This window comes from Bradyrhizobium sp. RD5-C2 (assembly GCF_019972155.1).
Classification (GTDB): Bacteria; Pseudomonadota; Alphaproteobacteria; order Rhizobiales; family Xanthobacteraceae; genus Bradyrhizobium.
Genome location: NZ_BOVL01000008.1, coordinates 160,051 through 182,164 on the forward strand (window position 1 = coordinate 160,051; position 22,114 = coordinate 182,164).

Sequence of the window (22,114 nt, forward strand, 5' to 3'; positions counted from 1 at the left end):
TCGCGGGCTCCTATCTACACAGGCGGCCGAGCCCTCGGGGCGCGGCCGCCCCCATTTGGCAGCCCATCCGTGGCATAGTCAGAGCAACCGATTCGCTGCGCCGTGACTGGCGCGCCACTTGAAGAACCATGACCAAACCACTGAAATCAAACGCCAAAAGTAAATCTGCCGACGACCTGTTCGGAGCCCCGGAGCCGAAGGGACGCGCCCCGGCGAAGGCTGCTTCGCGGCCTACCGGAGGCGCCGAAGCCGGCTATACGGCGGCTGATATCGAGGTGCTGGAAGGACTGGAGCCGGTCCGCCGTCGCCCTGGCATGTATATCGGCGGCACCGACGAGAAGGCGCTGCACCACCTGTTCGCCGAGGTGATCGACAATTGCATGGACGAGGCGCTCGCCGGCCACGCCACCTTCATCGACGTCGAGATGACCACTGACGGCTTTCTGACCGTGACCGACAATGGCCGCGGCATTCCGGTCGACCCGCATCCGAAATTCCCGAAGAAGTCAGCGCTCGAAGTCATCATGTGCACGCTGCATTCGGGCGGCAAGTTCGACTCCAAGGTCTACGAGACCTCGGGCGGTCTGCACGGCGTCGGCGTCTCCGTGGTCAACGCCCTCTCCTCGCGGCTCGAGGTAGAGGTCGCGCGCAGCGGGCAGTTGCATCGCATGACGTTCGAGCGCGGCCATCCCAAGGGCAAGCTCGAAGACCTCGGCAAGGTCAACAACCGCCGCGGCACGCGGATCCGCTTCAAGCCGGACACCGACATTTTCGGCGCCAAGGCGGCCTTCAAGCCGCAGCGTCTTTTCAAGATGACGCGCTCGAAGGCCTATCTGTTCGGCGGCGTCGAGATTCGCTGGCATTGCGATCCGGAGCTGTTGAAGGGCGTTGAAGACGTCCCGGCAGAAGCCAAGTTTCATTTCCCCGGCGGCCTTAAGGACTATCTCGCCGCGGCGATCCATGCCGACACGCTGGTGCATCAGGATATCTTCTCCGGCAAATCCGGCCGCAGCGGCGCGCATGGCGCGTGCGAATGGGCGGTGGCCTGGACGGCCGATGCCGACGGCTTCCTGTCGTCCTACACCAACACGGTGCCGACGCCCGATGGCGGCACGCATGAATCGGGCCTGCGCAGCGCGCTGCTGCGCGGCTTGAAGGACCACGCCGAGCGCGCCGGTCAGGGCAAGCGCGCGGCCTCCATCACTTCGGAAGACGTGATGGTGGGCGCGGCCGTGATGCTCTCGGTGTTCGTGCGCGAGCCTGAATTCCAGGGCCAAACCAAAGACCGCCTCGCCACTGCCGAAGCGCAGCGCATCGTCGAGCAGGCGATGAAGGATCCGTTCGACCACTGGCTGTCGGGCAATCCGAACCAGGCCAACCGGCTGCTCGATTTCGTGATCGATCGCGCCGAGGAACGGCTGCGCCGCCGCCAGGAAAAGGAAACCGCGCGCAAGACCGCCGGCAAGAAACTGCGCCTTCCCGGCAAGCTCGCGGATTGCTCGGATGCCGGCACCGAAGGCTCCGAACTCTTCATCGTCGAAGGCGACTCGGCCGGCGGCAGCGCCAAGCAGGCGCGCGATCGCAAGACGCAGGCCGTGCTGCCGCTGCGCGGCAAGATCCTCAACGTCGCGTCCGCCGGCAAGGACAAGCTGACCGCCAACGCGCAGCTCTCCGATCTCGTGCAGGCGATCGGCAGCGGCACGCTCGCGCACTATCGCGAAGAGGATCTGCGCTATCAGCGCATCATCATCATGACCGACGCCGACGTCGACGGCGCGCACATCGCATCGCTCCTGATCACCTTCTTCTACCGGCAGATGCCGCGGCTGATCGACGAAGGGCATCTCTATCTGGCGGTGCCGCCGCTCTACAAATTGAAGCACGGCACCAAGTCGGTTTACGCCCGCGACGACGCGCACAAGGAAGAACTGCTCAAGAGCGAATTCAACGCCAACGCCAAGGTCGAGGTGAACCGCTTCAAAGGCCTCGGTGAGATGATGCCGGCGCAGCTCAAGGAGACCACGATGGATCCGGCCAAGCGCACGCTGCTGCGCGTGGTGCTGCTTGCCGACGATCGTGAGGGCACCGCCGACTCGGTTGAGCGGCTGATGGGCACCAAGGCGGAAGCCCGTTTTGCCTTCATCTCCGACAAGGCCGAATTTGCGAGCGACGACCTGCTCGACGTCTAGGGCCCAACCGACTGATTTGAAATGATTTTCCGGCCGCATCCAGATCGGGGCGGCCGTTTTCATTCGCCCTCTCGGAGAGTGGCCGCGGTTTCCTTTTCGGGCGGTTGTGTCTCACCCGCAACAGCATTTCCGACGGAACCACGTATAGTCCTGACATGAGTTTCGGGAATCAGTGCGATCGCGCCCCCGTCAGCGACCCGATCGAACGCTAAAGTCGAGGATTTGGATATGAAGAAGATTTTGCTCGCTCTGACCGCGGTTGCTGCGATGACGGGTTCCGCGTCGGCTGCCGATCTGGCCGCCCGCCCCTACACCAAGGCTCCGGCCCCGATCGCGGTCGCGCCGAGCTGGACCGGCTTCTACATCTTCGGCGGTGGCGGCGGCGGCGTCTGGGACGCTGACACCGGTGTCCAGTCGACTGTCACGGGCGCGCCGATCCTCGGCTTCAATCAGCGCCAGGGCGGCGATGGCTGGTACGGCACCGTCGGTGCTGGTTACGACTGGCAGACCGCCAACAGCTGGGTCCTCGGCGTGTTCGCTGACGGCCAGTTCGGCAGCCTGAAGGGCACGATCCAGGATCAGGGTCCGTTCGTCGCCGGCTCGATCAAGAATGACTACAGCTGGGCCGCCGGTGCGCGCCTCGGTTATCTGGTCGCTCCGAACGTTCTGTCCTACGTCAACGCCGGCTACTCCAGCTCGCACTGGAAGGGCACCACGCTGTTCAACACCGCGACCGCACTTCCCTCCGGCCTGCACACCAACGGTTTCGATCGCAGCGGCTGGTTCGTCGGCGGCGGCGTCGAGAACAACCTGAACATCTTCGGCATCACCGCGCCGGGCTGGTTCATGAAGACCGAGTACCGTGCTGCCTACTACGACAGCAAGAACATCTCGGAACTCGCCGACGTCACCAACATCTCGAACGGCCGCGACATCACCTTCAAGCCGCTCGTCCAGACCATCAGCACCTCGCTGGTCTATCGCTTCAACTGGACCGGTCCGGTTGTTGCTAAGTACTGAGCTGAATAGTCCCTGCTGATCCAGCAGACGAAAAGCCCCGGCATTGTCCGGGGCTTTTTTGTTGCCTGAACACGTTCGAGAACAACTTCGCGCGCGCGCCTCTTCGCGCAGGGCCGACTGGCCGCGCTCGATCTGGTCAGCGCTGTGGCGATCGGGCACTCTCTCCGCAGGTTCAAACCACAGCGGACAATAACAATGAGAAACGGACAGTTTGATCTCTCGGGCCGGGTCGCGATCGTCACCGGCGGCAATGGCGGCATCGGGCTTGGCATGGCGCGCGGCCTGGCGGACGCCGGCGCGGCGGTTGCCGTGGTCGGCCGCAACGAGGCGAAATCGAAGGCCGCCGTCGAGGATCTGGGCAAGCGCGGCGTCAAGGCTATCGCGGTGGCAACCGACGTCACCGACAAGGCCGCCGTCGCGGCGATGGTCGAGCGGGTCACGGGCGAGCTCGGCCGGATCGACATCCTCGTCAACAACGCCGGCATGAGCATCCGCAAGCCGCCGCACCAGCTCGAGCTCGACGAGTGGAGCAAGGTGATCGACACCAACCTCACCAGCGCCTTCCTGTGCTCGAAGGCGGCCTATCCGGCGCTCAAGGCCTCGGGCCACGGCAAGATCATCAATATCGGCTCGATGATGTCGATCTTCGGCGCGAGCTTCGCTGCGGCCTATGCCGCGAGCAAGGGCGGCATCATGCAGTACACCCGCGCCTGCGCCAACGCGTGGGCCCCCGACAACATCCAGGTCAACGCCATCCTGCCGGGCTGGATCGACACCGATCTGACCAAGGGCGCGCGCCAGCAGGTCGCGGGCCTGCACGAGCGCGTGCTCGCACGCACGCCGGCGGCCCGCTGGGGAGCGATCGACGACTTCTCAGGGATTGCCGTATTCCTGGCCTCGCCGGCGTCGGACTTCGTCACCGGCACCGCGATCCCCGTCGACGGCGGCTACTCAGTGATGGCCTGAAACACCGGATCCATGAAACACAGAAGCCCCGGCGTTGGCCGGGGCTCCTGCATCCTGTTCGCCTCAGTAGAGCTCAGTAACGCGCGATGACCAGCGCGTCGAACTTGTAGTTCATCCGCACCACCGCCCATTGGATGTCGCGCGGCTTGGCGTCGAACGTGTAGGTGCCCGCAGCGGTCCCGGCGAGCTGATAGGTCTGACGCTCGAAGGCTGCGTAGTTGTATTCGACGCCGACCGTCCAGTTGCGGGTGATGCCGTATTCCCAGCCGGCGCCGACCGTCCAGCCGCTGGCCCAATGGGTCTGGCTGCCGGAGCCGGTTGCCGGCGGAAGGTTGTCGACGACGGACAGGCGGTTGTTCACGCCCGCATAGCCGCCCTTGAAATAAAGCAGATTGTTCTGGATCGCGTAGCCGGCACGACCGACGATCGTTGCCATGAAGTTCGAGCGCCAGCTGAATTGATCGTCGCGGCCGACGCCGAACACCGTGTTGGTGACGCGGCCGGAATTGTCGAGCCCGGAGAACGTGCCCTCGACGCCGAACACGAAGTTGTTGGCCTGCCAGTTGTAGCCGATCTGACCGCCACCCATGAATCCCGAGCCGCGCTGCCGAAAGCCCTGGCCGGGTGCGAGATCGCCGAACGCCGTCGTGTTCGCGCTGTTGACCCACTGCTCATTGGTCCAGGCGCCGCCGAGATGGCCGCCGAGGTAGAAGCCGGACCAGTTGTAGACCGTTTCCACATAGGCCGGCGCCTTGGTGTACGGACGGGCGGCAAGGTCGGCGGCCGATGCAGCGCCGACGCCGAGCGCCGTAGTCACGGTCAGCGCGGCAATGAATTTGGCATGAGACATGGTGGCATCCCCAGATTGTCTGACGGAGACGAGCTTTCCCAGAGAGACCCTTACCAAAAGCAAACCGCGGGAACCGGCCGCGCAGAATCCGTGTCTGCCGGTTTCGAATCATGTCGGTCTGTTGCAATCACGCAACTTCTAAAGGCTCCTTTAAGGAGCTGTTATCCTTGATAAATTCCTTCCCTGCGTGCGACGCCGGTCAACGCGCCGCCGGCGAGTGCACGTGCTCCGGCCGCACCCCGACCGCGACCAGACGCGCCGTCAGCCCTTGCAACCAGGGCATCGCGGTGATCAACCGCAACGCGAACGGCACCGGCTCATCGCCGCCCTTCAGCGCGGCGCTGATGAGGTTGTTCTGCGCGATCACCTGCATGCGTTGCGTCACCCGCACCGGGAATTCGCGGCGTCGCCGCACGGCATCGAGCTCGTCCTCCGACGGGCAGCCAGTGACGAGCTTCGCCGCCAGGATGTTCGCGGTCGCGACCGCGTCCTGCACCGCGAGGTTGACGCCGACGCCGCCGATCGGCGACATCGCGTGCGCAGCGTCGCCGATGCAAAGCAGGCCGGGACGGGTCCAGCGCGTCAGGCGATTGATCGCAACCGTGAGCAGCTTGACGTCGTCAAAACTCTTCACGTCGGCAATGCCGGCCTTGAGGATCGGCGCGAGCCGCAGCACGTCGTCGAGCAGCGCCGGCAATCCCCTCGCCTTCACGGCCTCGTATTGTCCCTTGGCGATCACATAGGCGCATTGCCAATAGTCGCCGCGATCGAACGTCACCATCATCTTGCCGTGGTCGATGCGGGCGAACAGATTCTCGGTCTCGTCCCGACGCCGCCCGACGCGAAACCACAGCACGTCCATCGGCGCGCCGATCTCCTCGACGTCGAGGCCGGCGCGCTCGCGCACGATCGAATGCCGGCCGTCGCAGCCAATGGTGAGATCCGCCTCGATCTCGATAGGGCCATCAGGCGTCTTCACATGGACGCCCGCAACAGCGTCGCCGCGCCGGATCAGGTCGGTCGCCTCGGCGTTCATCAACACCTTGAGCGAAGGGAAACGCTTGCCGCTCTCGCGCAGGAAATTGAGGAAGTCCCACTGCGGCATCATCGCGATGAATGGATATTTGACGCTGAGGCGGCTGAGGTCGGCGATCCGCACCGCGGTGCCGCCGAACATGCCGTCGAGCCTCTGGATGTCCTGGTGCGGCAGCTTCAGGAAGCCGTCGATCAGACCGAGCTCGTCCATCACCTGCAGGGTCGATGGATGCACGGTGTCGCCGCGGAAGTCGCGGAAGAAATCGGCGTGCTTCTCCAGCACCACGACATCGACCCCGGCGCGCGCGAGCAGGTAGCCGAGCATCATGCCGGCCGGCCCGCCGCCCACGACGCAGCAGCGCACCTTCATCTGACGCGTTTTCGGCGCTACCGGATTGCCTGCATCCATGATGCCTTCCCTACCGCTGCTTCGACCCTCAGGCCTCGATTGTAACGCGGATCGGACGACAGGGATGCAAGGCTATCGTCTGAACGTCTTGATTTCCGACACGCTGCCGTCGCGATAGGTCAGCTCCACCGAAACCGATTTGGTCTGCGGCGCGAGCTTCAGATAAGGCTGCGCGTCCGACGGGATTGCGCTCGGATCGCGCGAATTGCAGGCCGGCATCTTCAACACCTTGTCCGGTACCGCGGTGTCGATGCCGATCCGCACCTCGCGGATCGCGCAACGGTACGACATCAGGTGCGTGTAGTAGACGAGCAGCCCGTTGAACTCGCGGAACGACAGCCAGCTCGTCGCCGTCATGTCGAGGATCTTGCGCTGGTCGCGGATCAGCGCAGCATCGGGATCGAACTTGATCGGGAACGGCCCCTGCATCTCGCCCTGCGTATCGACATAGCGAAGCTCGATCGTGGCCGCCGGCGCATCGGCCGGCAGCTCGATCGATGGATTGGGCATCCGCTTGCGCGTGCGCGGATCGAGCGTGTCCATGAAGCCGGTTTCGCGGAAGTCGCCGCTATCGCCGATCCGCCAGGAGATGCCGAGGGTCGGATCGGCGATCGAGAACACGACGGTCCAGCCGCCATTGTGCCGCGAGAAGCTCGCGATCGGCGCGTTGATGGAATCGTCCTTCGGCAGCTTCGGCACCGAGACCGGCGGCAGCGCGGCCACCTGCTGCGGCGGAGCGGACGGCTTGGCCGCCTCGGCCTGCGCCTTCGCGATCCCGTTGAGGAAGACGTCGTCGACCATCTGGTCGAAATAGACCGGGATCTGCTTGTGCTTCACGGTCTCCGCCATCTCGCTGACCAGACGCCGCGTACGCTGGGCGACCTGCACCAGGTTTTCACCGGGCTGCAGCAGCTCCCTGGCAAACGTTCGCGTGAACACCGAATTGGGATTGGCGTCGTCGTTCGAGAGCCGGTCGAGCGCGGTCTGGCGCGGCCCCGCCGAGAACACCGAGAACACGCCTTCCGGTAGCTGCGTCATCGGCGCAAGGCCACCGCCACCGGCAACGGCGCGCGTGCCGGCGCGCTCGAATGGATTGTTGCGGCAGGCGTCGAACACCAGGATCGAGGTCCGCGCCTTCTTGTTCTGCAATCGCTCGATGATGCGGTCGGCGAGAACCGAGGCGTCGCGCACCAGCTCCTCCTGCCCTTCGGTCGCGGCCGGCACGTCGGTCGGCAGCAGGAAGTTCTGGCCCGCGATCTCGAAGCCGTGACCGGCATAGAAGAAGAACGCGGTGTCGCCGGGTTCCACGGCGCGGTCGAAGGCGAGCAGCGTCTCGGAGAACGCCTGCCGGTTCAGATTCTCGGCCACCATGACGTTGAAACCGAGCTGCTTCAGCGTGTCGCCCATGGTGCGGGCGTCGTTGACCGCCTTCTGCAGCTTCGGCACGTTCCTGTAATCATTGTTGCCGATCACCAGGGCGACGCGCTTTTCAGCCTGGGCGGGCGCCGCCGACGCAACAAATGCGACCGCCAACAGGGTCGCTGAAAGTCTCGAAAGCCAGCTCTTCATCCCAATTCCCGCCTGCACGACAAGTGCGCCGCTCGTGCGACCGCCGCCTAATAGTCGGATCAGCCGTTTGGCCGGTTCAAGGCCGACGCCGGACGGCCGTCTTGACCGCCGCCTTGGCGACCCTCTCGGCCCCATGAGGCGTCCCGTCCGTCCTAGGTCAAGTTTCTTTTTACGGCCCGCATGATAGATTCCACCTTCCATCCGGCGCGAGCTCTCCGCACGTCCCAAGGGCATTCCAGGGGCTTTTCCGTGTACACATGGTCCACTGAGCAAGTCGATCCCCGCGATCGCTTCGACTATTGGCGCGAGGTGCGCGCCAAGGGGTTGTTCGGCGTCACCGCGGAACTCGAACCCGAGCACCGCCGCGACTTCTTCGGCGAGTTCTCGCTGCGCCAGCTCGGCGATGCCGGGCTGGTCGAGCTGCGGGCCTCGCCCTACCGCGTCGAGCGGCGCGCCGGCGACATCGCCGACGCCCGCAGCGACAGCCTGTGCATCTATCAGCAGCTCGGCGGTGGCGGCTGGTTCGGCGGCGCGCGGCTCGATGAATTCGCGGTGCGCGACGGCATGTTCGCGACCAGCTATTCGGACTTGCCCTATCAGACCGCCCCGCTTCGCGACGACGGCTTCCACCTGCGCATCATCAAGATCCCGGTGGCGAACATCGTCCCGCCGGGTGCCGAGCTCGGCGAATTCGTCCCGCGGCCGGTGCAGGATGAGACCGCGCTGCGGCCATTGTTGGAATCCTGCTTCCGCGACCTCGTCGAAGGCCATGACGCCACCGCGGCGGACGCGGCCCCGATGGTGCAGGCCCTCGCCCATATCGCGCTGATCGAGCGCGGCATCATGCGTCCCAAGAGCCGGCTCGCGCAGCAGGCCCTGCGAAGCGCCCATCTGTCACAGGCCCGCCGCCTGATCCAGCGGCACCTCGCTGATGCTGCGCTGACGCCAAGCCTGATCGCCGGCCTGCTCGGCATCTCGGTGCGTCACCTGCACATCCTGTTCGAGGAGACGGAGAAAACTTTCTCTGAGACCGTCACCGCGCTTCGGCTCGCGCAAAGCCGCCGCCTGCTCCGCGAGCGATCCGGGCAGACGATCGCCGAGGTGGCGTTCGCCTGCGGCTTCGAGAGCCTCGCGACGTTCTACCGCCTCTTCAATGCGTCCGAATCGATGACCCCGGGCGATTACCGGGCACGGGTGGCCTGAGCCTCGATCCGAACCGGCCGGGACACCGGGCACTTGCGGGTTGCTAAAGCGCCTTGATGCCCGTAATCGGGATTCCCGGCGTCACGCGCCGTCCCTCGTCGTCCCTGGGATCCTGATGTCGAAGAAGATGATCAAGCCTGGACCTGACCTGCTGGCGCAGGTCAATCAGGCTTTTCTCGACTACGGCTATAGCGGGCTGTCGATGGTCGGGCTGGCCAAGGCCTGCGGCTTCACACAGCGCGCGCTGTATTACTATTTCAGCAACAAGGAAGAGGCGTTTCGCGCCGTCATCGCCTGGCGCCACGTCGAGGACGTGGCACTCGCGCTGGAGGCCGGCCAGTCCGTGCGGGCGAAGGGCGGCGGCGCGCTGGATATTTTCGCGACGATTCTCGACGTCCGCTACGGCGAGACGCGGCGCCGCCTCACCCATTCGCCGCACACCGTCGAGCTCAATGCCGAGGCCTTCAAGCGCTGCCGCGATTTGATGATCAAATCCGCCGTCTCGTTCCAGGCTGATCTGGAAAGACTGGTGATCGAGTTGCAGGCCGCACGGCTGCTGAAGCTGAACGGCGCGTTCAAACCGGTGCAGATCGCACAGGCCCTTGCGGACGGCACGCGGGCCGTCAACCAGGCGCTGCCGCCGATCGCCCGCGACGACTTCTCGGCCCGCTACCGCCAGATGTGCGCGATGGTGCTCTACGGCTGCGCGGTGATGCCGAAGCGGAAGTAGTCCGTACGACGGCCCGCGCACGGCCGTCTCCGCTAGCCCCCGACAATCGACCATCAGAGACCGGCCGGACCATTTCGCCGGGCCCGTGGATAAGTTTGGCCGCTTGTTGGCTATTTCATATTTTACATAACTATGTGAAATATACGATATTGCATCGCAAGACCTTTGGAGACATCTCGAATGGCTGACATGGGACAGACGGACGACCCGGCCAATCGTGGCGCGATTCCGTGTCCTCCGAACCGAAGTGATCAGCCTGCGCGCATTGAGAAGATAATTTCCGGCGATTTCGCCAGAACCGCGCTGGCGCTTCGCCCAGGCTCGGCACAGCCAATTTCCTTACCGGCGACGCGCGGTCTGATGCAGAGCGAGGGGTCATGCACGATGCGCACTAAGCTCGAGGATCATGGCACGGAATCGCCATCCGCAGGCCCGGCGTGCGCCCCTGGCTCCGATGCCCTGGACCAGCGCGTTGATCAGACTGCAGCCCTCGCGCTTGCGCGTCGGAGTTCTCCGACGACAAGCAATCGCGGCTGGGCGCCGTTGCTCGAAGCCTGCCTTGCCGATTTCAAGGAGGCCACCGAGGCCGGTGATACCGCGAACATTCCTGCGCTGGTCAAGATCGTGGCGGAGCTTGCGTTGATCGAGCGCGGCGCGATCAGGCCGGGCAGCCGCCGCGCCCAGCAGGCGCTGCGCGTCGGCCGGCTCAGCCTCGCGCGCCGCCTCATCACGCGCCACCTCGCGAAGCCGGCGCTGTCGCCGGGGATGATCGCCGACCTGCTCGGCGTCTCGGTCCGCTACCTGCACGTCCTGTTCGAAGCGACGGGGGCGAGCTTTTCGCAGACCGTCACCGCCGAGCGTCTGGGCGAGAGCCGCAGGCTGCTTTGCGAAAAGCCGCCGCGGCCGATCGCCGATATCGCCCTCGCCTGCGGGTTTAACAGCCTGGCGACGTTCTACCGGATCTTCAGCGCCTCCGAAGGCCTGACGCCCGGCGAATTCAGGGCCCGAAACAGCGTGCAGGCCCCCGTCCAGGCCGCGCCATCGGATACGGAGGTAGTGATTCATTTGACCGCCAAATGACGGAAACGACGGTTATTTCGGCGAAAACATTAAGCTTTTTCGGCTCTTCGGCTGGTTCCAAGATTGACTTTACCGCTTTCGCCCCTATGTTGCGGACAACGCGGCCCTCGGATCGAAACGCGATTCGTCAGGTTTGCCGTCCGTCAGCGTTAGTCAGAGCCCCCGAGCTTTATAGAAAAGCGAGCCGTTTCGGGGCCGAACGCGACAGCCTTTTACCTGCGATGCCGAACGGCGGTTTCGACCAGAGGCTCAATGTCTTTTTCCAATCTAGGCCTGTCCGATAAGGTCCTCGCCGCAGTTGCGGCCACCGGTTACACCACCCCCACTCCCATCCAGGAACAGGCAATCCCGCACGTCCTCGCCCGGCGCGACGTGCTCGGCATTGCCCAGACCGGCACCGGCAAGACCGCTGCCTTCGTTCTCCCGATGCTCACTTTGCTTGAGAAGGGCCGCGCGCGGGCACGCATGCCGCGCACCCTGATCCTCGAGCCGACCCGCGAGCTTGCCGCGCAGGTGAAGGAGCAGTTCGACAAATACGGCGCCGGTCAGAAATTGAACGTGGCGCTGCTGATCGGCGGCGTCTCGTTCGGCGACCAGGACTCCAAGCTGATGCGCGGCGTCGACGTCCTGATCGCAACGCCCGGCCGCCTGCTCGACCACACCGAACGCGGCGGATTGCTGCTCACCGGCGTCGAGCTGCTGGTGATCGACGAAGCCGACCGCATGCTCGACATGGGCTTCATTCCCGACATCGAACGCATTTGCAAGCTCGTCCCCTTCACGCGGCAGACCCTGTTCTTCACCGCGACGATGCCGCCTGAGATCAGCCGCATCACCGAGGCCTTCCTGCACAATCCGGCCCGGATCGAAGTCTCCAAGCCCGCGACCACCGCCGTCACCGTGACGCAATTGCAGGTCCCGGCCGGTCGCGAAGCGCACGACAAGCGCGAGATCCTCCGCCGCCTGCTGCGCGACGCCAAGGACCTCAACAACGCGATCATCTTCTGCAATCGCAAGCGCGAAGTCGCCGTCCTTCACAAATCACTCCAGAAGCACGGCTTCAGTGTCGGCGCCCTGCACGGCGACATGGATCAGTCCGCCCGCACCGCGGCGCTGGATCAATTCCGCAAGGGCGAGATTCCGCTGCTCGTCGCCTCCGACGTCGCCGCTCGCGGCCTCGACATTCCCGCCGTGAGCCACGTTTTCAATTTCGACGTGCCGCACCACCCCGACGATTACGTCCACCGCATCGGCCGTACCGGCCGCGCCGGACGCACCGGCACCGCGATCTCCATTGTCACCTCGCTCGACAGCAAGTCGATGACGGCGATCGAGAAGCTGATCGGCCAGCCGATCCCGCGCGCCGAGGGCGACTTCACCGTTAAGAGCGAGGCCTCCGACGAGGACGGTGCGCCGCGCCGCTCGCGCAGCCGCGAAGGTTCGCGCGACGGCGCCCGCGGCGGCCGCAAGCCGCGACGTGAGCGTGAGCCGCGTCAAGGCGAACGCGAAGCACGTCAGGGTGAACGCGAGCCGCGTCAGGACCAGGAGCCCCGCCAGGAGCGTGCAGCCAAGCCGGAGCGCGAACCGCGTCACGGCCGCGGCACCGCGCCCAGGGCCACCCCGTCGCACGTGCCGTCGATCGGGCGTGCCGAGCCATCGCGGCCGCAGCGCGAGGCGGACCATGAGCCCGCCGATCATTCGCACCTGCCCGCCTTCCTGCTGCGACCTGTGCGCGCACGCGCCTAAGGCCGGCTCCGATGCCGCCGCGCCAGCGGCGGCATTCCGCGGAATCTGTTTCGCCGCCGACCGACACCCACGCTGATTCCTCGCGTTTGAAGCAAATGCGCGCAGTTTTCGCAGCGCAATGGCGAGCAAGCCAAAAGCTTGCGAAAGCCGCGCGCGATCCGCGATGGGATCGCGTTCGTACGACATTAGTCGCGGCGAAATCCCGTAGTTCCACTGTTTACTTTGCCTTCATTCTCGTCCCGTACCCTCGCGCAATAATTTAGTCATTGCTGCCGGGCATGACCGGCATTGCGTGCATTAAGGACGTAACAGTGGTCAAGCTGCTGGACGAACACGAACGTACGTTGGCCTTTGCCGAAGTCGCACTTGGTCAGATTCGCTCGCTTCGTCAGACCGCCGTGCCGCGCAACTACGAAATCTGGTACGTCTACGCGACCGGATACAACGCACCGCTCAACAAGGTCATCAACGAGACGCTGGCGCGCAGCGGCAAGCTCTCTGAATCCGATCTCGAGCAGATCTACGAAACCTATCTGTCGCACATCAAGACCTCGGACCGCATCGACAAGGTCGGCGCACGCGTCATCGGTGAAATCGACGCCGTCATGCGGCTGATCACCGATGCGCTCGGCGTGTCCGCGACCTACGACGCGAGCCTCGTCGGCGCCAGCGACCGGCTCTCGACCGCGACCACCCGCGACCAGATCAAGACCATCGTCGAGGGGCTGGCCAAATCGACGCGCGAGATGCGCGAGACCAATCAGGCACTGGAGAACCGGCTCGCGCTGTCGAAGTCGGAGATCAGCGACCTGCAACACAGCCTCGAGGCGATCCGCGCCGAGAGCCTGACCGATCCGCTCACCGGCCTCGGCAACCGCAAATATTTCGACCGCTCGATCGACATGGCGGTGCAGGCTGCTTTGGCCAGCGGCGAGCCGCTATCGCTCCTGATGTTCGACATCGATCACTTCAAGTCGTTCAACGATTCCTACGGCCATCTCACCGGCGACCAGGTGCTGCGGCTGGTGGCGCAGTCGCTGAAGCAGACCATCAAGGGCCAGGACATCACCGCCCGCTATGGCGGCGAAGAATTCGCGGTGGTGCTGCCGAACACCGCGCTGCGCCAGGCGCTGACGGTCGCCGACCACATCCGCCGTGCCGTGATGGCCAAGGAGCTGAAGAAGAAGTCGACCGGCGAGATCCTCGGCCGCGTCACGATCTCGGTCGGCGTCTCCATGCTGAAGCCGGCCGACGACACGGACTCGCTGATCGAGCGCGCCGACGCCTGCCTCTACGCCGCCAAGCGCGCCGGCCGCAACCGCGTGATCTGCGAAGCCGACCCGGAATACAGCGCCGAGACCCAGACCCAAGTGGCGTGACCGGTCCGCGTCTTTCTCCCCATCGTCATTGCGAGCGAAGCGAAGCAATCCATCTGCCCGCAAATGCGGATAGATGGATTGCTTCGTCGCTACGCTCCTCGCAATGACGTGGATAGAGCGGCGGCCTTAGGGTGAGGATTTTTTCTTCGGAGCGCGCCTGCTGGTCGTCTTGGCCGCTTTCTTCGCCGCTCTTTTGGTCGTTGCCCTCTTCCCCGCGCTCTTCTTCGCGGCGACCTTCTTCACCGGCGCCTTCGCCGTCCGCTCAGCCGACCGTTTCCTCGGCCGCTTGCGCAGCGCGGCGCGCCGGGCGGCGCCGAGCGCCGAGCGTGCCCAGACCGCAAGCTCCTCGGAATCATCGAACAGCCGCGCCGGCAGCTGCCAGTACGAGTTCACCGTGACGGTTTTTTCCCGCGTCGTGTACTGGAACGGCTTGGAGCCTTCGGCCTCGAACTGCGGAATGGTCTCCTCGTCGGCGCGGAAGTAGAGCCCGGCACGCAGGGCGAGCGCGAAGTTGGTGCCGTCAGCGGAGATGCCGTAGCCGGAGAACATCCGGCGCAGCGTGACCGGACCGAAATCGGCGAACAGGTCGGTCAGGAATTCGCGGTCCATGTGCCACCCTTGTTCCAGCGCGGCCGAACGCGCCTGCCGCAGCCTGTTGGCAGCGCAGTATGGTCGACGACGGCGTCGACATGCAACGATGGTGGGTATCGGATAACGCGCGAGCGCGATTGCGCGCTCGCGAGGGCGCAGCAGCGATCAGACCGTCGCCGGCTTGAGCTGCACCGATTCGCCGCAACCGCAGGCGGAAACCTGGTTCGGGTTGTTGAACACGAACTGGGCCTGCATCCTGTCGGCCACGTAGTCCATCTCGGTGCCGAGCAGGAACAGCACGGCCTTCGGATCGACCAGGATCTTCACGCCCTTGTCCTCGACCACTTCGTCGGTCGGACGGATCTCATGGGCGTATTCGACGGTGTAGGATTGTCCGGCGCAGCCGCCGTTCTTGATGCCGACGCGCAGGCCGACGATCTCAGAATCGGCGCGCTTGGTCAGCTCGGTGATCCGCTCCGCCGCGGCATCGGTCAGTCTCATGACCTGCGGGCGCGGGCGCTTCGGCTTGGCTGGGGTTGGTGAGGCTTGTGTCATGTCACTCATGTGGTCAGTCCCAGCGGCAAATCAATTGCCAGTCATTCCAAGGTTAAGCTCGATCCCCTAACGCATCACCACATATTGAGGACGAGGCGTGCCTCGTCCGACATCCGGTCCGGCGTCCAGGCCGGATCCCACACCAGATTGACGTTGACGACGCCGACGCCGGGAACGCTGGCAACCGCGTTCTCGACCATCTGCGGCAACTCGCCGGCGGCCGGGCAGTTCGGCGTGGTCAGCGTCATCAGGATGTCGACCGAGCGATCATCCTTGAGGTCGACCTTGTAGATCAGGCCGAGCTCGTAGATGTCGGCCGGGATTTCCGGATCGAACACCGTCTTCAGCGCTGCGACGATCTCGCCGCTCATGCGCTCGGTCTCCTCCGCCGGCAGTGCCGAGGTGGTTTCCATGGTGGCCGTCTTGACTTCGGCTGTATCGGTCATGCGAACAATTCCCGCGCCTTGATCAGCGCCTGCGCCAGATGGTCGACTTCTTCCCTTGTATTATACATTCCGAAGGACGCCCGGCAGGTGGCCGTGACGTTGAACCGCTCTAAAAGCGGCATCACGCAATGGGTGCCGGCGCGCACCGCGATGCCCTGCCGGTCGATCACGGTCGCGACATCGTGGGGGTGCGCGCCCTTCATCTCGAAGGAAATCACCGGGCCCTTGTTGCGGGCCGTGCCGATCACGCGAATCGAATTGATCTCGCGCAGGCGCTCCTGCGCGTAGCTGAGCAGCTCATGCTCATGCGCAGCAATGCGCTCCTTGCCGATCGAATTGACGTAGTCGATCGCAGCACCGAGCCCGATCGCCTCGACGATCGGCGGCGTCCCGGCCTCGAACTTGTGCGGCGGATCGCCATAGGTGACCCAATCCTTGGCCACTTCACGGATCATCTCGCCGCCGCCGTTGAACGGCCGCATCGCCACCAGATGCTCGTGCTTGGCATAGAGTGCGCCGATGCCGGTCGGCCCGTACACCTTGTGGCCGGTGAAAGCGTAGAAATCGCAATCGAGGTCCTGAACGTCGACAGGCAGGTGCACCGCGCCCTGTGCGCCGTCGACCAGCACCGGAATGCCGCGGGCGTGGGCGAGCCGGACCACCTCCTTGACCGGAACCAGGGTGCCGAGCGCGTTCGACATCTGGGTGATCGCGACGATCTTGGTACGCGGGCTCAGGAGCTTCTCGAACTCCTCGATCAGGAAGTTGCCTTCGTCGTCGACCGGCGCCCACTTGATCACGGCACCATGACGCTCCCTGAGGAAGTGCCACGGCACGATGTTGGAATGGTGCTCCATGATCGAGAGGACGATCTCGTCGCCCTCCCCAATGTTCACCCCGCCCCAGGACGATGCCACCAAATTGATCGCCTCGGTGACGTTGCGGGTGAAGACGATCTCTTCGGTGCGGCGGGCGTTGATGAACTGCGCGACCTTGCCGCGGGCGCCCTCATAGGCCTCCGTCGCGGCATTGGCGAGGTAATGCAGGCCGCGATGCACGTTGGCGTATTCGCTCTTGTAGGCCTCGGTCATGCGGTCGAGCACCGCGTTCGGCTTCTGCGCCGAGGCCGCGTTGTCGAGATAGACCAGCGGCTTGCCGTAGATCTGCATGGCGAGCGCCGGGAAATCCTGCCGCACCAGAGCGACGTCGTAAGAACCGTTGGCGACCGCCTTGTGCATGCTCACGCCCTCGCCTGAAGCCAGCGCTGCGCGGTCGCAATTGCGACCTCGCGCAACGCGTCGCTGGCAATCGTCTCGATCGCCTCGCCGACGAAGGCCTGGATCAGAAGCGCCTGCGCTTCCTTCTCCGGCAGTCCGCGGGCGCGCATGTAGAACAGCAGGCTCTCGTCGAGCGCGCCGGTGGTCGCACCGTGACCGCAGGTGACGTCGTCGGCGAAGATTTCGAGCTCGGGCTTGTTGTCGGCTTCCGCGTCATCGGACAGCAGCAGCGCGCGGGTCATCATCTTGGCGTCGGTCTTCTGCGCGTCCGGACGGACGATGATGCGGCCCTGGAATACGGAATGGGCACGGTCGTCGACGACGGCACGGAATATCTCGCGGCTCGCGCAGTGTGGCACCGCGTGATCCATGAACAGCGTGGTGTCGGCGTGCTGCTTGCCGTTGATCAGGTTGACGCCGTTGGTCTCAACATTGGAGCCCTCGCCGGCGCAGGTGACCGTCAGCTGGTAGCGGCTGACATGACCGCCCGAGGTCAGGCCGAACGTGTTGAAATGGGCGTGCGCGCCGAGCGACACGGTCGCCGAGGAAATGTTGAAGGCATCGACGCTGTCTTCAACCAGACGCACGTGATCGAGCCGCGCATTGTCGCCGATCGCGACAATCAGCCCGTCATGGGTCTGATAGGCCTTGGCGCCATCGCCTGCGAGATAGCTCTCCACCAGCGTCACGCCGGTATCGCGGCCGAGCCGGAGCAGCGAACGCGTGAACATCGCAGTCGGCGTCGCGCCGGAGGCGACGTGGACGATGTGCAGCGGCTGGGCCAGCACCGTGCCATTGGCGATGTCGATGACGACGCCATCGGTCGCCATCGCACCGTTCAGTGCGATCATGGGATTGGACGTGTCTGACGCAAAGGCCTGCGCCGAAAGCGCGGCATCGCCGGCGTCGAGCACCTCGCGCAGCGGGCGGATGCTGAGTCCCTTGTCGAGATTACCGAGATCGGACAGATCAGGCGCGAAAGCGCCGTCGACCAGCACCAGGCGGCGCACGCCGTCGATCGCCCGCAGCTCGACGGCAGCAGCGGCGCGATTCAGTGCTGCGGCATCCGGCGCAGGGGCCAGCGGCAGCACCTCGCGCATCAGCGCGCGCAGGTCGGTGTACTTCCAATCCTCGATCCGGCGATGCGGCAGGCCAAGGCGCTCATAGGCCTCGAATGCCTCGCGGCGCTGATCGGCGATCTTGCCCTTGCCCGGCAGACGGTCGCGCACGACGGCGAATGCATCGCCCAGCGCGCGTCCGGTCTCGGTCTTTGCAACAACGTTCATCTGAGAACCCGCATTTATCAGGCAGCGTCTTCGAACTGCGCGTAACCGGACTCTTCCAGCTCCAGCGCAAGTTCCTTGCCGCCGCTCTTCACCACCCGGCCCTTCGACATCACGTGCACGACGTCGGGCACGATGTAGTTGAGCAGCCGCTGATAGTGGGTGATGACGACCATCGCGCGCTCCGGCGAGCGCAAGGCGTTGACGCCGTCGGCTGCAATCCGCAGCGCGTCGATGTCGAGGCCGGAATCCATTTCGTCGAGAATGCAGACGGCCGGCTCGAACAGCGCCATCTGCAGGATCTCATTGCGCTTCTTCTCGCCGCCGGAGAAGCCGACATTGACGCCGCGCTTCAGCATGTCCTGCGGAATGTTGAGCGACTTGGCGACCTCGCGGACCTTCCTGAGGAAGGCCGGCGACGAGATTTCGTCTTCGCCGCGCGCCTTGCGCTGGGCGTTGAGCGCCGCATGCAGGAAATTCCAGGTGGTCACGCCGGGGATTTCCACCGGATACTGGAACGCCAGGAATACGCCCTTGGCGGCGCGCTCGTTGGGCGCCATCTCCAGCAGGTCCTCGCCCTTGAACAGGATTTGCCCGCCGGTGACTTCGTAGCCGGGCTTGCCCGCGATGACGTGGGAAAGCGTCGACTTGCCGGAGCCGTTCGGCCCCATGATCGCGTGCACCTCGCCCGGGTTCACCGTGAGCGACAGCCCGTGGAGGATCTCACGCTCCTCGACACGAACCTGCAGATCTTTCACTTCAAGCAGAGACATCTGATTTTTCCTGAGCATCATCCGCAAGGCGCGTCGGCCGCGCCGTTAGCGGGATGGATTAGCCAACCGAACCTTCAAGGCTGATCGAGATCAGCTTCTGCGCTTCCACCGCGAACTCCATCGGCAGTTGCTGCAGCACGTCCTTCACGAAGCCGTTGACGACGAGGCCGACGGCTTCTTCCTGCGAGAGCCCGCGCTGGATGCAGTAGAACAGCACGTCCTCGGAAATCTTCGACGTCGTCGCTTCGTGCTCGAACGTAGCCGAGGAGTTCTTGGCCTCAACATAGGGCACGGTGTGCGCACCGCATTTGTCGCCGATCAGGAGCGAGTCGCAGGCGGTGTAGTTGCGCGCGCCGGTGGCTTTGCGATGCGCGCTGACGAGACCGCGATAGGTGTTCTGCGACCTGCCGGCGGCGATGCCCTTGGAGATGATCCGGCTCGACGTGTTCTTGCCGAGGTGGATCATCTTGGTGCCGCTATCGACCTGCTGGTAGCCGTTCGAGATCGCGATCGAGTAAAACTCGCCGCTCGAATTGTCGCCGCGCAGGATGCAGCTCGGATACTTCCAGGTGATCGCAGATCCCGTCTCGACCTGGGTCCAGGAGATCTTGGAGTTCTTGCCGCGGCAGTCGCCTCGCTTGGTGACGAAATTGTAGATGCCGCCCTTGCCCTCGGAATTGCCGGGGTACCAGTTCTGCACCGTCGAATACTTGATCTCCGCGTCATCGAGCGTGACGAGCTCGACCACGGCGGCGTGCAACTGGTTCTCGTCGCGCTGCGGCGCGGTGCAGCCTTCGAGATAGGAAACGTAGGAGCCCTTGTCGGCGATGATCAGCGTGCGCTCGAACTGGCCGGTGTTACGCTCGTTGATGCGGAAATAGGTCGACAGCTCCATCGGGCAGCGCACGCCCGGCGGCACGTAGACGAACGAGCCGTCGGAGAACACCGCCGAGTTCAGCGTCGCGAAGTAGTTGTCCGAGGTCGGCACCACGGTGCCGAGATATTTCTGCACGAGCTCCGGATGCTCGCGGATCGCCTCCGAGATCGGCATGAAGATCACGCCGGCAGCCTTCAGCTCCTTCTGGAAGGTGGTCGCGACCGAAACCGAGTCGAACACGGCATCGACCGCGATCTTGCGGCTCGGCGACGGCGGTCCACCGGGCGGCGGCTCGACGCCCTCGAGGATCGCGACCTCACGCAGCGGAATGCCGAGCTTCTCATAGGTCTTGAGGATTTCCGGATCGATCTCGTCGATCGAGGACAGCGTCTTCTTCGGCTTCGGCGCCGAGTAATAGTAGATGTCCTGGTAATCGATCTTCGGATAGTCGACGCGCGCCCAGGTCGGCTCGGTCATGGTCAGCCAGCGGCGATACGCCTCGAGGCGCCATTCCAGCATCCAGGCCGGTTCATTCTTCTTTGCGGAGATGAAGCGGACGGTATCTTCCGACAGCCCCTTCGGGGCCTTGTCGGACTCGATCTGAGTCTCAAACCCATATCGATACTGGTCGACGTCGATGCGCCGGACGCGCTCGACCGTCTCTTGTACAGCAGGCATTCAATCCTCCGCTCGCGGTTTCAAGGACCGCGGTGGATCTCTAGTTCAGAAAAATCACTTACGATGCTTTGAACACGAAATCACTGGCTTAGAACAGTTCAAGCTGTGTTTCGTCGTTCCCCCTTAACTAGGGTATCGGCGAGCTTTCGCCAAGCCTTGAGGGTGAAATCCACGTCTGTCTCCGTGGTAGACCAGCCAAGACTGAGCCGCACCGCTCCCTGGGACACCTCTGAACGGTATCCCATTGCCTCCAACACGTGAGACGGCTGGACCTTGCCCGACGAGCAGGCGGAACCGGAGGACACCGCGACCCCGGCCAGGTCGAATCCGATAACCGCCGTCTCGGCCTTCATGCCGGGCGCGGTGAACAAGACGGTATTCGGCAACCGCTTCACGTCATCGGAGAAGATCAGCATGTCCGGCGTCTGCCGGAGCCCGTGCTCGAGCCTGTCACGCAATCCCCTGACGCGGGCGGCGTCGGCCTTCAGCGCCACCATCGCGGCCTTCGCGGACGCGCCAAAGCCTGCGATCCCAGCGACGTTCTCAGTCCCTGCCCGCCGCCCGAGCTCCTGCCCGCCGCCGCGCAGGAACGCCTCCAGTCCTTCAACGCCTTCGGCGAGCACCAGTGCGCCTGCGCCCTTCGGTCCACCGATCTTGTGCGCCGACAGCGTCACGAGATCGGCCTGGGTCGAGGCGAGATCGAACGAGATCTTTCCGAACGCCTGGATCGCATCGACGTGCAGCAGGCCACCGGCTGCGTGGACGATCTCGGCGACGTCAGCCACCGGCTGAATGGCGCCGGTCTCGTTGTTCGCTAGCATCACCGAGACCAAAGCGGGTGGACCGTCGGCCAGCAGCGCGCGCAGATGGTTGAGATCGATGACCCCGGCGCGCGTGACATTGATCGCGAGGGTCGCCTCACGCGCGAACCGCCCGCCCGCAAGGACGGACGCGTGCTCGATCGCGGACACCAGCAGCCGCCCGATCGGAGCGCCCGCACCGCGGCGCAATCCCGGCGTCAATGCGAGCGCATTGGCTTCGGTCCCGCCGGAGAGAAACACGACGTCCTGCGGCCGGCCGCCGACCGCCGTGGCCACCGCATTGCGGGCATCCTCAACCAGCCGGCGCGCGCGGCGTCCCTCGCTGTGCACCGAGGACGGGTTGCCGCTCAATTCCCATGCAGAAGCCATCGCCGCCTTCGCCTCCTGGCGAAGCGGCGTGGTGGCATTCCAGTCGAGATAGACGCGATCGGCCATCGAGCTTGTCCGCGGCAACCACCATGGTTGCGGCCTTCCACTGCGACATAACGACAGTCGGGCAGCGAGACCAGATCAGAGTCACTGGCGCGAGAGATTTTTCACGCTCGCCGGGAGTCTCGTCGTGTTGCCAGGCAAGATGTCGGCCTGCGCACCGAGCGCGATAGCAATATGACAAATCAAAACTTCAGGTAGCCAGCGA

19 protein-coding genes are annotated in these 22,114 nt (G+C 64.6%); 8 read left to right on the forward strand and 11 right to left on the reverse strand.

All coding sequences use genetic code 11. The features are described from left to right. Positions 1-128 precede the first annotated feature (128 nt). The 3 genes from parE to BraRD5C2_RS08510 all read left to right on the forward strand — a co-directional run bounded on the left by parE (position 129) and on the right by BraRD5C2_RS08510 (position 4,175). Positions 129-2,189 carry a DNA topoisomerase IV subunit B gene (parE, locus tag BraRD5C2_RS08500; protein WP_223967836.1) on the forward strand — a complete coding sequence of 687 codons (2,061 nt, stop codon included), beginning with the start codon at positions 129-131 and terminating at the stop codon, positions 2,187-2,189. A 228-nt stretch (positions 2,190-2,417) separates the two neighbouring features. Further along, positions 2,418-3,209, forward strand: coding sequence for an outer membrane protein (locus tag BraRD5C2_RS08505; protein WP_223967837.1), 792 nt, complete (start codon positions 2,418-2,420; stop codon positions 3,207-3,209). A 195-nt stretch (positions 3,210-3,404) separates the two neighbouring features. Continuing rightward, positions 3,405-4,175: a glucose 1-dehydrogenase gene (locus BraRD5C2_RS08510; RefSeq protein ID WP_223967838.1), complete on the forward strand. Its 771-nt coding sequence runs from the start codon at positions 3,405-3,407 to the stop codon at positions 4,173-4,175. Positions 4,176-4,248: 73 nt separating this feature from the next. On the opposite strand, the gene BraRD5C2_RS08515 is transcribed toward BraRD5C2_RS08510, so the two are convergent. The 3 genes from BraRD5C2_RS08515 to BraRD5C2_RS08525 all read right to left on the reverse strand — a co-directional run bounded on the left by BraRD5C2_RS08515 (position 4,249) and on the right by BraRD5C2_RS08525 (position 8,038). Then, a complete protein-coding gene (locus tag BraRD5C2_RS08515; protein ID WP_223967839.1) occupies positions 4,249-5,025 on the reverse strand; it encodes an outer membrane protein in 777 nt (258 codons plus the stop codon). A 199-nt stretch (positions 5,026-5,224) separates the two neighbouring features. Then, positions 5,225-6,469, reverse strand: a complete 1,245-nt coding sequence (locus BraRD5C2_RS08520) for an FAD-dependent oxidoreductase (RefSeq protein ID WP_223967840.1) — start codon at positions 6,467-6,469, stop codon at positions 5,225-5,227. Between the two features lie 72 nt (positions 6,470-6,541). Further along, a complete protein-coding gene (locus BraRD5C2_RS08525; RefSeq protein WP_223967841.1) occupies positions 6,542-8,038 on the reverse strand; it encodes a caspase family protein in 1,497 nt (498 codons plus the stop codon). Between the two features lie 249 nt (positions 8,039-8,287). Between BraRD5C2_RS08525 and BraRD5C2_RS08530 the strand changes: the two genes are divergently transcribed. The 5 genes from BraRD5C2_RS08530 to BraRD5C2_RS08550 all read left to right on the forward strand — a co-directional run bounded on the left by BraRD5C2_RS08530 (position 8,288) and on the right by BraRD5C2_RS08550 (position 14,176). After that, positions 8,288-9,241: a helix-turn-helix transcriptional regulator gene (locus tag BraRD5C2_RS08530; protein WP_223967842.1), complete on the forward strand. Its 954-nt coding sequence runs from the start codon at positions 8,288-8,290 to the stop codon at positions 9,239-9,241. A gap of 115 nt (positions 9,242-9,356) precedes the next feature. After that, a complete protein-coding gene (locus tag BraRD5C2_RS08535; protein ID WP_223967843.1) occupies positions 9,357-9,971 on the forward strand; it encodes a TetR/AcrR family transcriptional regulator in 615 nt (204 codons plus the stop codon). 180 nt (positions 9,972-10,151) lie between these two features. Further along, positions 10,152-11,051: a helix-turn-helix transcriptional regulator gene (locus BraRD5C2_RS08540; RefSeq protein WP_223967844.1), complete on the forward strand. Its 900-nt coding sequence runs from the start codon at positions 10,152-10,154 to the stop codon at positions 11,049-11,051. A 252-nt stretch (positions 11,052-11,303) separates the two neighbouring features. Next, positions 11,304-12,797 (forward strand): DEAD/DEAH box helicase, encoded by a 1,494-nt coding sequence (locus BraRD5C2_RS08545; RefSeq protein ID WP_223967845.1) that lies wholly within the window; start codon positions 11,304-11,306, stop codon positions 12,795-12,797. A gap of 311 nt (positions 12,798-13,108) precedes the next feature. After that, the gene (locus tag BraRD5C2_RS08550) at positions 13,109-14,176 is read left to right on the forward strand and encodes a GGDEF domain-containing protein (protein ID WP_223967846.1); all 1,068 of its coding nucleotides are present in this window, start codon (positions 13,109-13,111) and stop codon (positions 14,174-14,176) included. A gap of 126 nt (positions 14,177-14,302) precedes the next feature. Here the strand turns inward: BraRD5C2_RS08550 and BraRD5C2_RS08555 are convergent, their stop codons facing one another. The 8 genes from BraRD5C2_RS08555 to BraRD5C2_RS08590 all read right to left on the reverse strand — a co-directional run bounded on the left by BraRD5C2_RS08555 (position 14,303) and on the right by BraRD5C2_RS08590 (position 21,912). Next, positions 14,303-14,785, reverse strand: a complete 483-nt coding sequence (locus BraRD5C2_RS08555; RefSeq protein WP_223967847.1) for a TfoX/Sxy family protein — start codon at positions 14,783-14,785, stop codon at positions 14,303-14,305. Positions 14,786-14,932: 147 nt separating this feature from the next. Continuing rightward, a complete protein-coding gene (locus BraRD5C2_RS08560; RefSeq protein WP_018271449.1) occupies positions 14,933-15,322 on the reverse strand; it encodes a HesB/IscA family protein in 390 nt (129 codons plus the stop codon). Positions 15,323-15,396: 74 nt separating this feature from the next. After that, entirely contained in the window at positions 15,397-15,768 is a 372-nt protein-coding gene (locus BraRD5C2_RS08565; RefSeq protein ID WP_028342143.1) for an SUF system Fe-S cluster assembly protein, read from the reverse strand. Beyond that, complete coding sequence (locus BraRD5C2_RS08570) at positions 15,765-17,012, reverse strand: cysteine desulfurase (RefSeq protein WP_223967848.1); 1,248 nt, start codon at positions 17,010-17,012, stop codon at positions 15,765-15,767. Before BraRD5C2_RS08570 ends, BraRD5C2_RS08565 begins: the two co-directional genes overlap by 4 nt. Next, a complete protein-coding gene (gene sufD, locus BraRD5C2_RS08575; protein ID WP_223967849.1) occupies positions 17,009-18,331 on the reverse strand; it encodes a Fe-S cluster assembly protein SufD in 1,323 nt (440 codons plus the stop codon). The genes BraRD5C2_RS08570 and sufD overlap by 4 nt, the downstream gene beginning before the upstream one ends. Before the next feature lie 17 nt (positions 18,332-18,348). Next, the gene (gene sufC, locus BraRD5C2_RS08580; protein ID WP_223967850.1) at positions 18,349-19,101 is read right to left on the reverse strand and encodes a Fe-S cluster assembly ATPase SufC; all 753 of its coding nucleotides are present in this window, start codon (positions 19,099-19,101) and stop codon (positions 18,349-18,351) included. Positions 19,102-19,159: 58 nt separating this feature from the next. Continuing rightward, entirely contained in the window at positions 19,160-20,656 is a 1,497-nt protein-coding gene (gene sufB / locus BraRD5C2_RS08585) for a Fe-S cluster assembly protein SufB (RefSeq protein WP_223967851.1), read from the reverse strand. 98 nt (positions 20,657-20,754) lie between these two features. Then, a complete protein-coding gene (locus BraRD5C2_RS08590) occupies positions 20,755-21,912 on the reverse strand; it encodes a cysteine desulfurase family protein (protein WP_223967852.1) in 1,158 nt (385 codons plus the stop codon). Positions 21,913-22,114: the final 202 nt, after the last annotated feature.

Bases quoted from the DNA above. Each gene is read 5' to 3' on its own strand.
- parE (WP_223967836.1), top strand. From the start codon at position 129: ATGACCAAACCACTGAAATCAAACGCCAAAAGTAAATCTGCCGACGAC.
- BraRD5C2_RS08505 (WP_223967837.1), top strand. From the start codon at position 2,418: ATGAAGAAGATTTTGCTCGCTCTGACCGCGGTTGCTGCGATGACGGGT.
- BraRD5C2_RS08510 (WP_223967838.1), top strand. From the start codon at position 3,405: ATGAGAAACGGACAGTTTGATCTCTCGGGCCGGGTCGCGATCGTCACC.
- BraRD5C2_RS08515 (WP_223967839.1), bottom strand. From the start codon at position 5,025: ATGTCTCATGCCAAATTCATTGCCGCGCTGACCGTGACTACGGCGCTC.
- BraRD5C2_RS08520 (WP_223967840.1), bottom strand. From the start codon at position 6,469: ATGGATGCAGGCAATCCGGTAGCGCCGAAAACGCGTCAGATGAAGGTG.
- BraRD5C2_RS08525 (WP_223967841.1), bottom strand. From the start codon at position 8,038: ATGAAGAGCTGGCTTTCGAGACTTTCAGCGACCCTGTTGGCGGTCGCA.
- BraRD5C2_RS08535 (WP_223967843.1), top strand. From the start codon at position 9,357: ATGTCGAAGAAGATGATCAAGCCTGGACCTGACCTGCTGGCGCAGGTC.
- BraRD5C2_RS08540 (WP_223967844.1), top strand. From the start codon at position 10,152: ATGGCTGACATGGGACAGACGGACGACCCGGCCAATCGTGGCGCGATT.
- BraRD5C2_RS08545 (WP_223967845.1), top strand. From the start codon at position 11,304: ATGTCTTTTTCCAATCTAGGCCTGTCCGATAAGGTCCTCGCCGCAGTT.
- BraRD5C2_RS08555 (WP_223967847.1), bottom strand. From the start codon at position 14,785: ATGGACCGCGAATTCCTGACCGACCTGTTCGCCGATTTCGGTCCGGTC.
- BraRD5C2_RS08560 (WP_018271449.1), bottom strand. From the start codon at position 15,322: ATGACACAAGCCTCACCAACCCCAGCCAAGCCGAAGCGCCCGCGCCCG.
- BraRD5C2_RS08565 (WP_028342143.1), bottom strand. From the start codon at position 15,768: ATGACCGATACAGCCGAAGTCAAGACGGCCACCATGGAAACCACCTCG.
- sufD (WP_223967849.1), bottom strand. From the start codon at position 18,331: ATGAACGTTGTTGCAAAGACCGAGACCGGACGCGCGCTGGGCGATGCA.
- sufC (WP_223967850.1), bottom strand. From the start codon at position 19,101: ATGTCTCTGCTTGAAGTGAAAGATCTGCAGGTTCGTGTCGAGGAGCGT.
- sufB (WP_223967851.1), bottom strand. From the start codon at position 20,656: ATGCCTGCTGTACAAGAGACGGTCGAGCGCGTCCGGCGCATCGACGTC.
- BraRD5C2_RS08590 (WP_223967852.1), bottom strand. From the start codon at position 21,912: ATGGCCGATCGCGTCTATCTCGACTGGAATGCCACCACGCCGCTTCGC.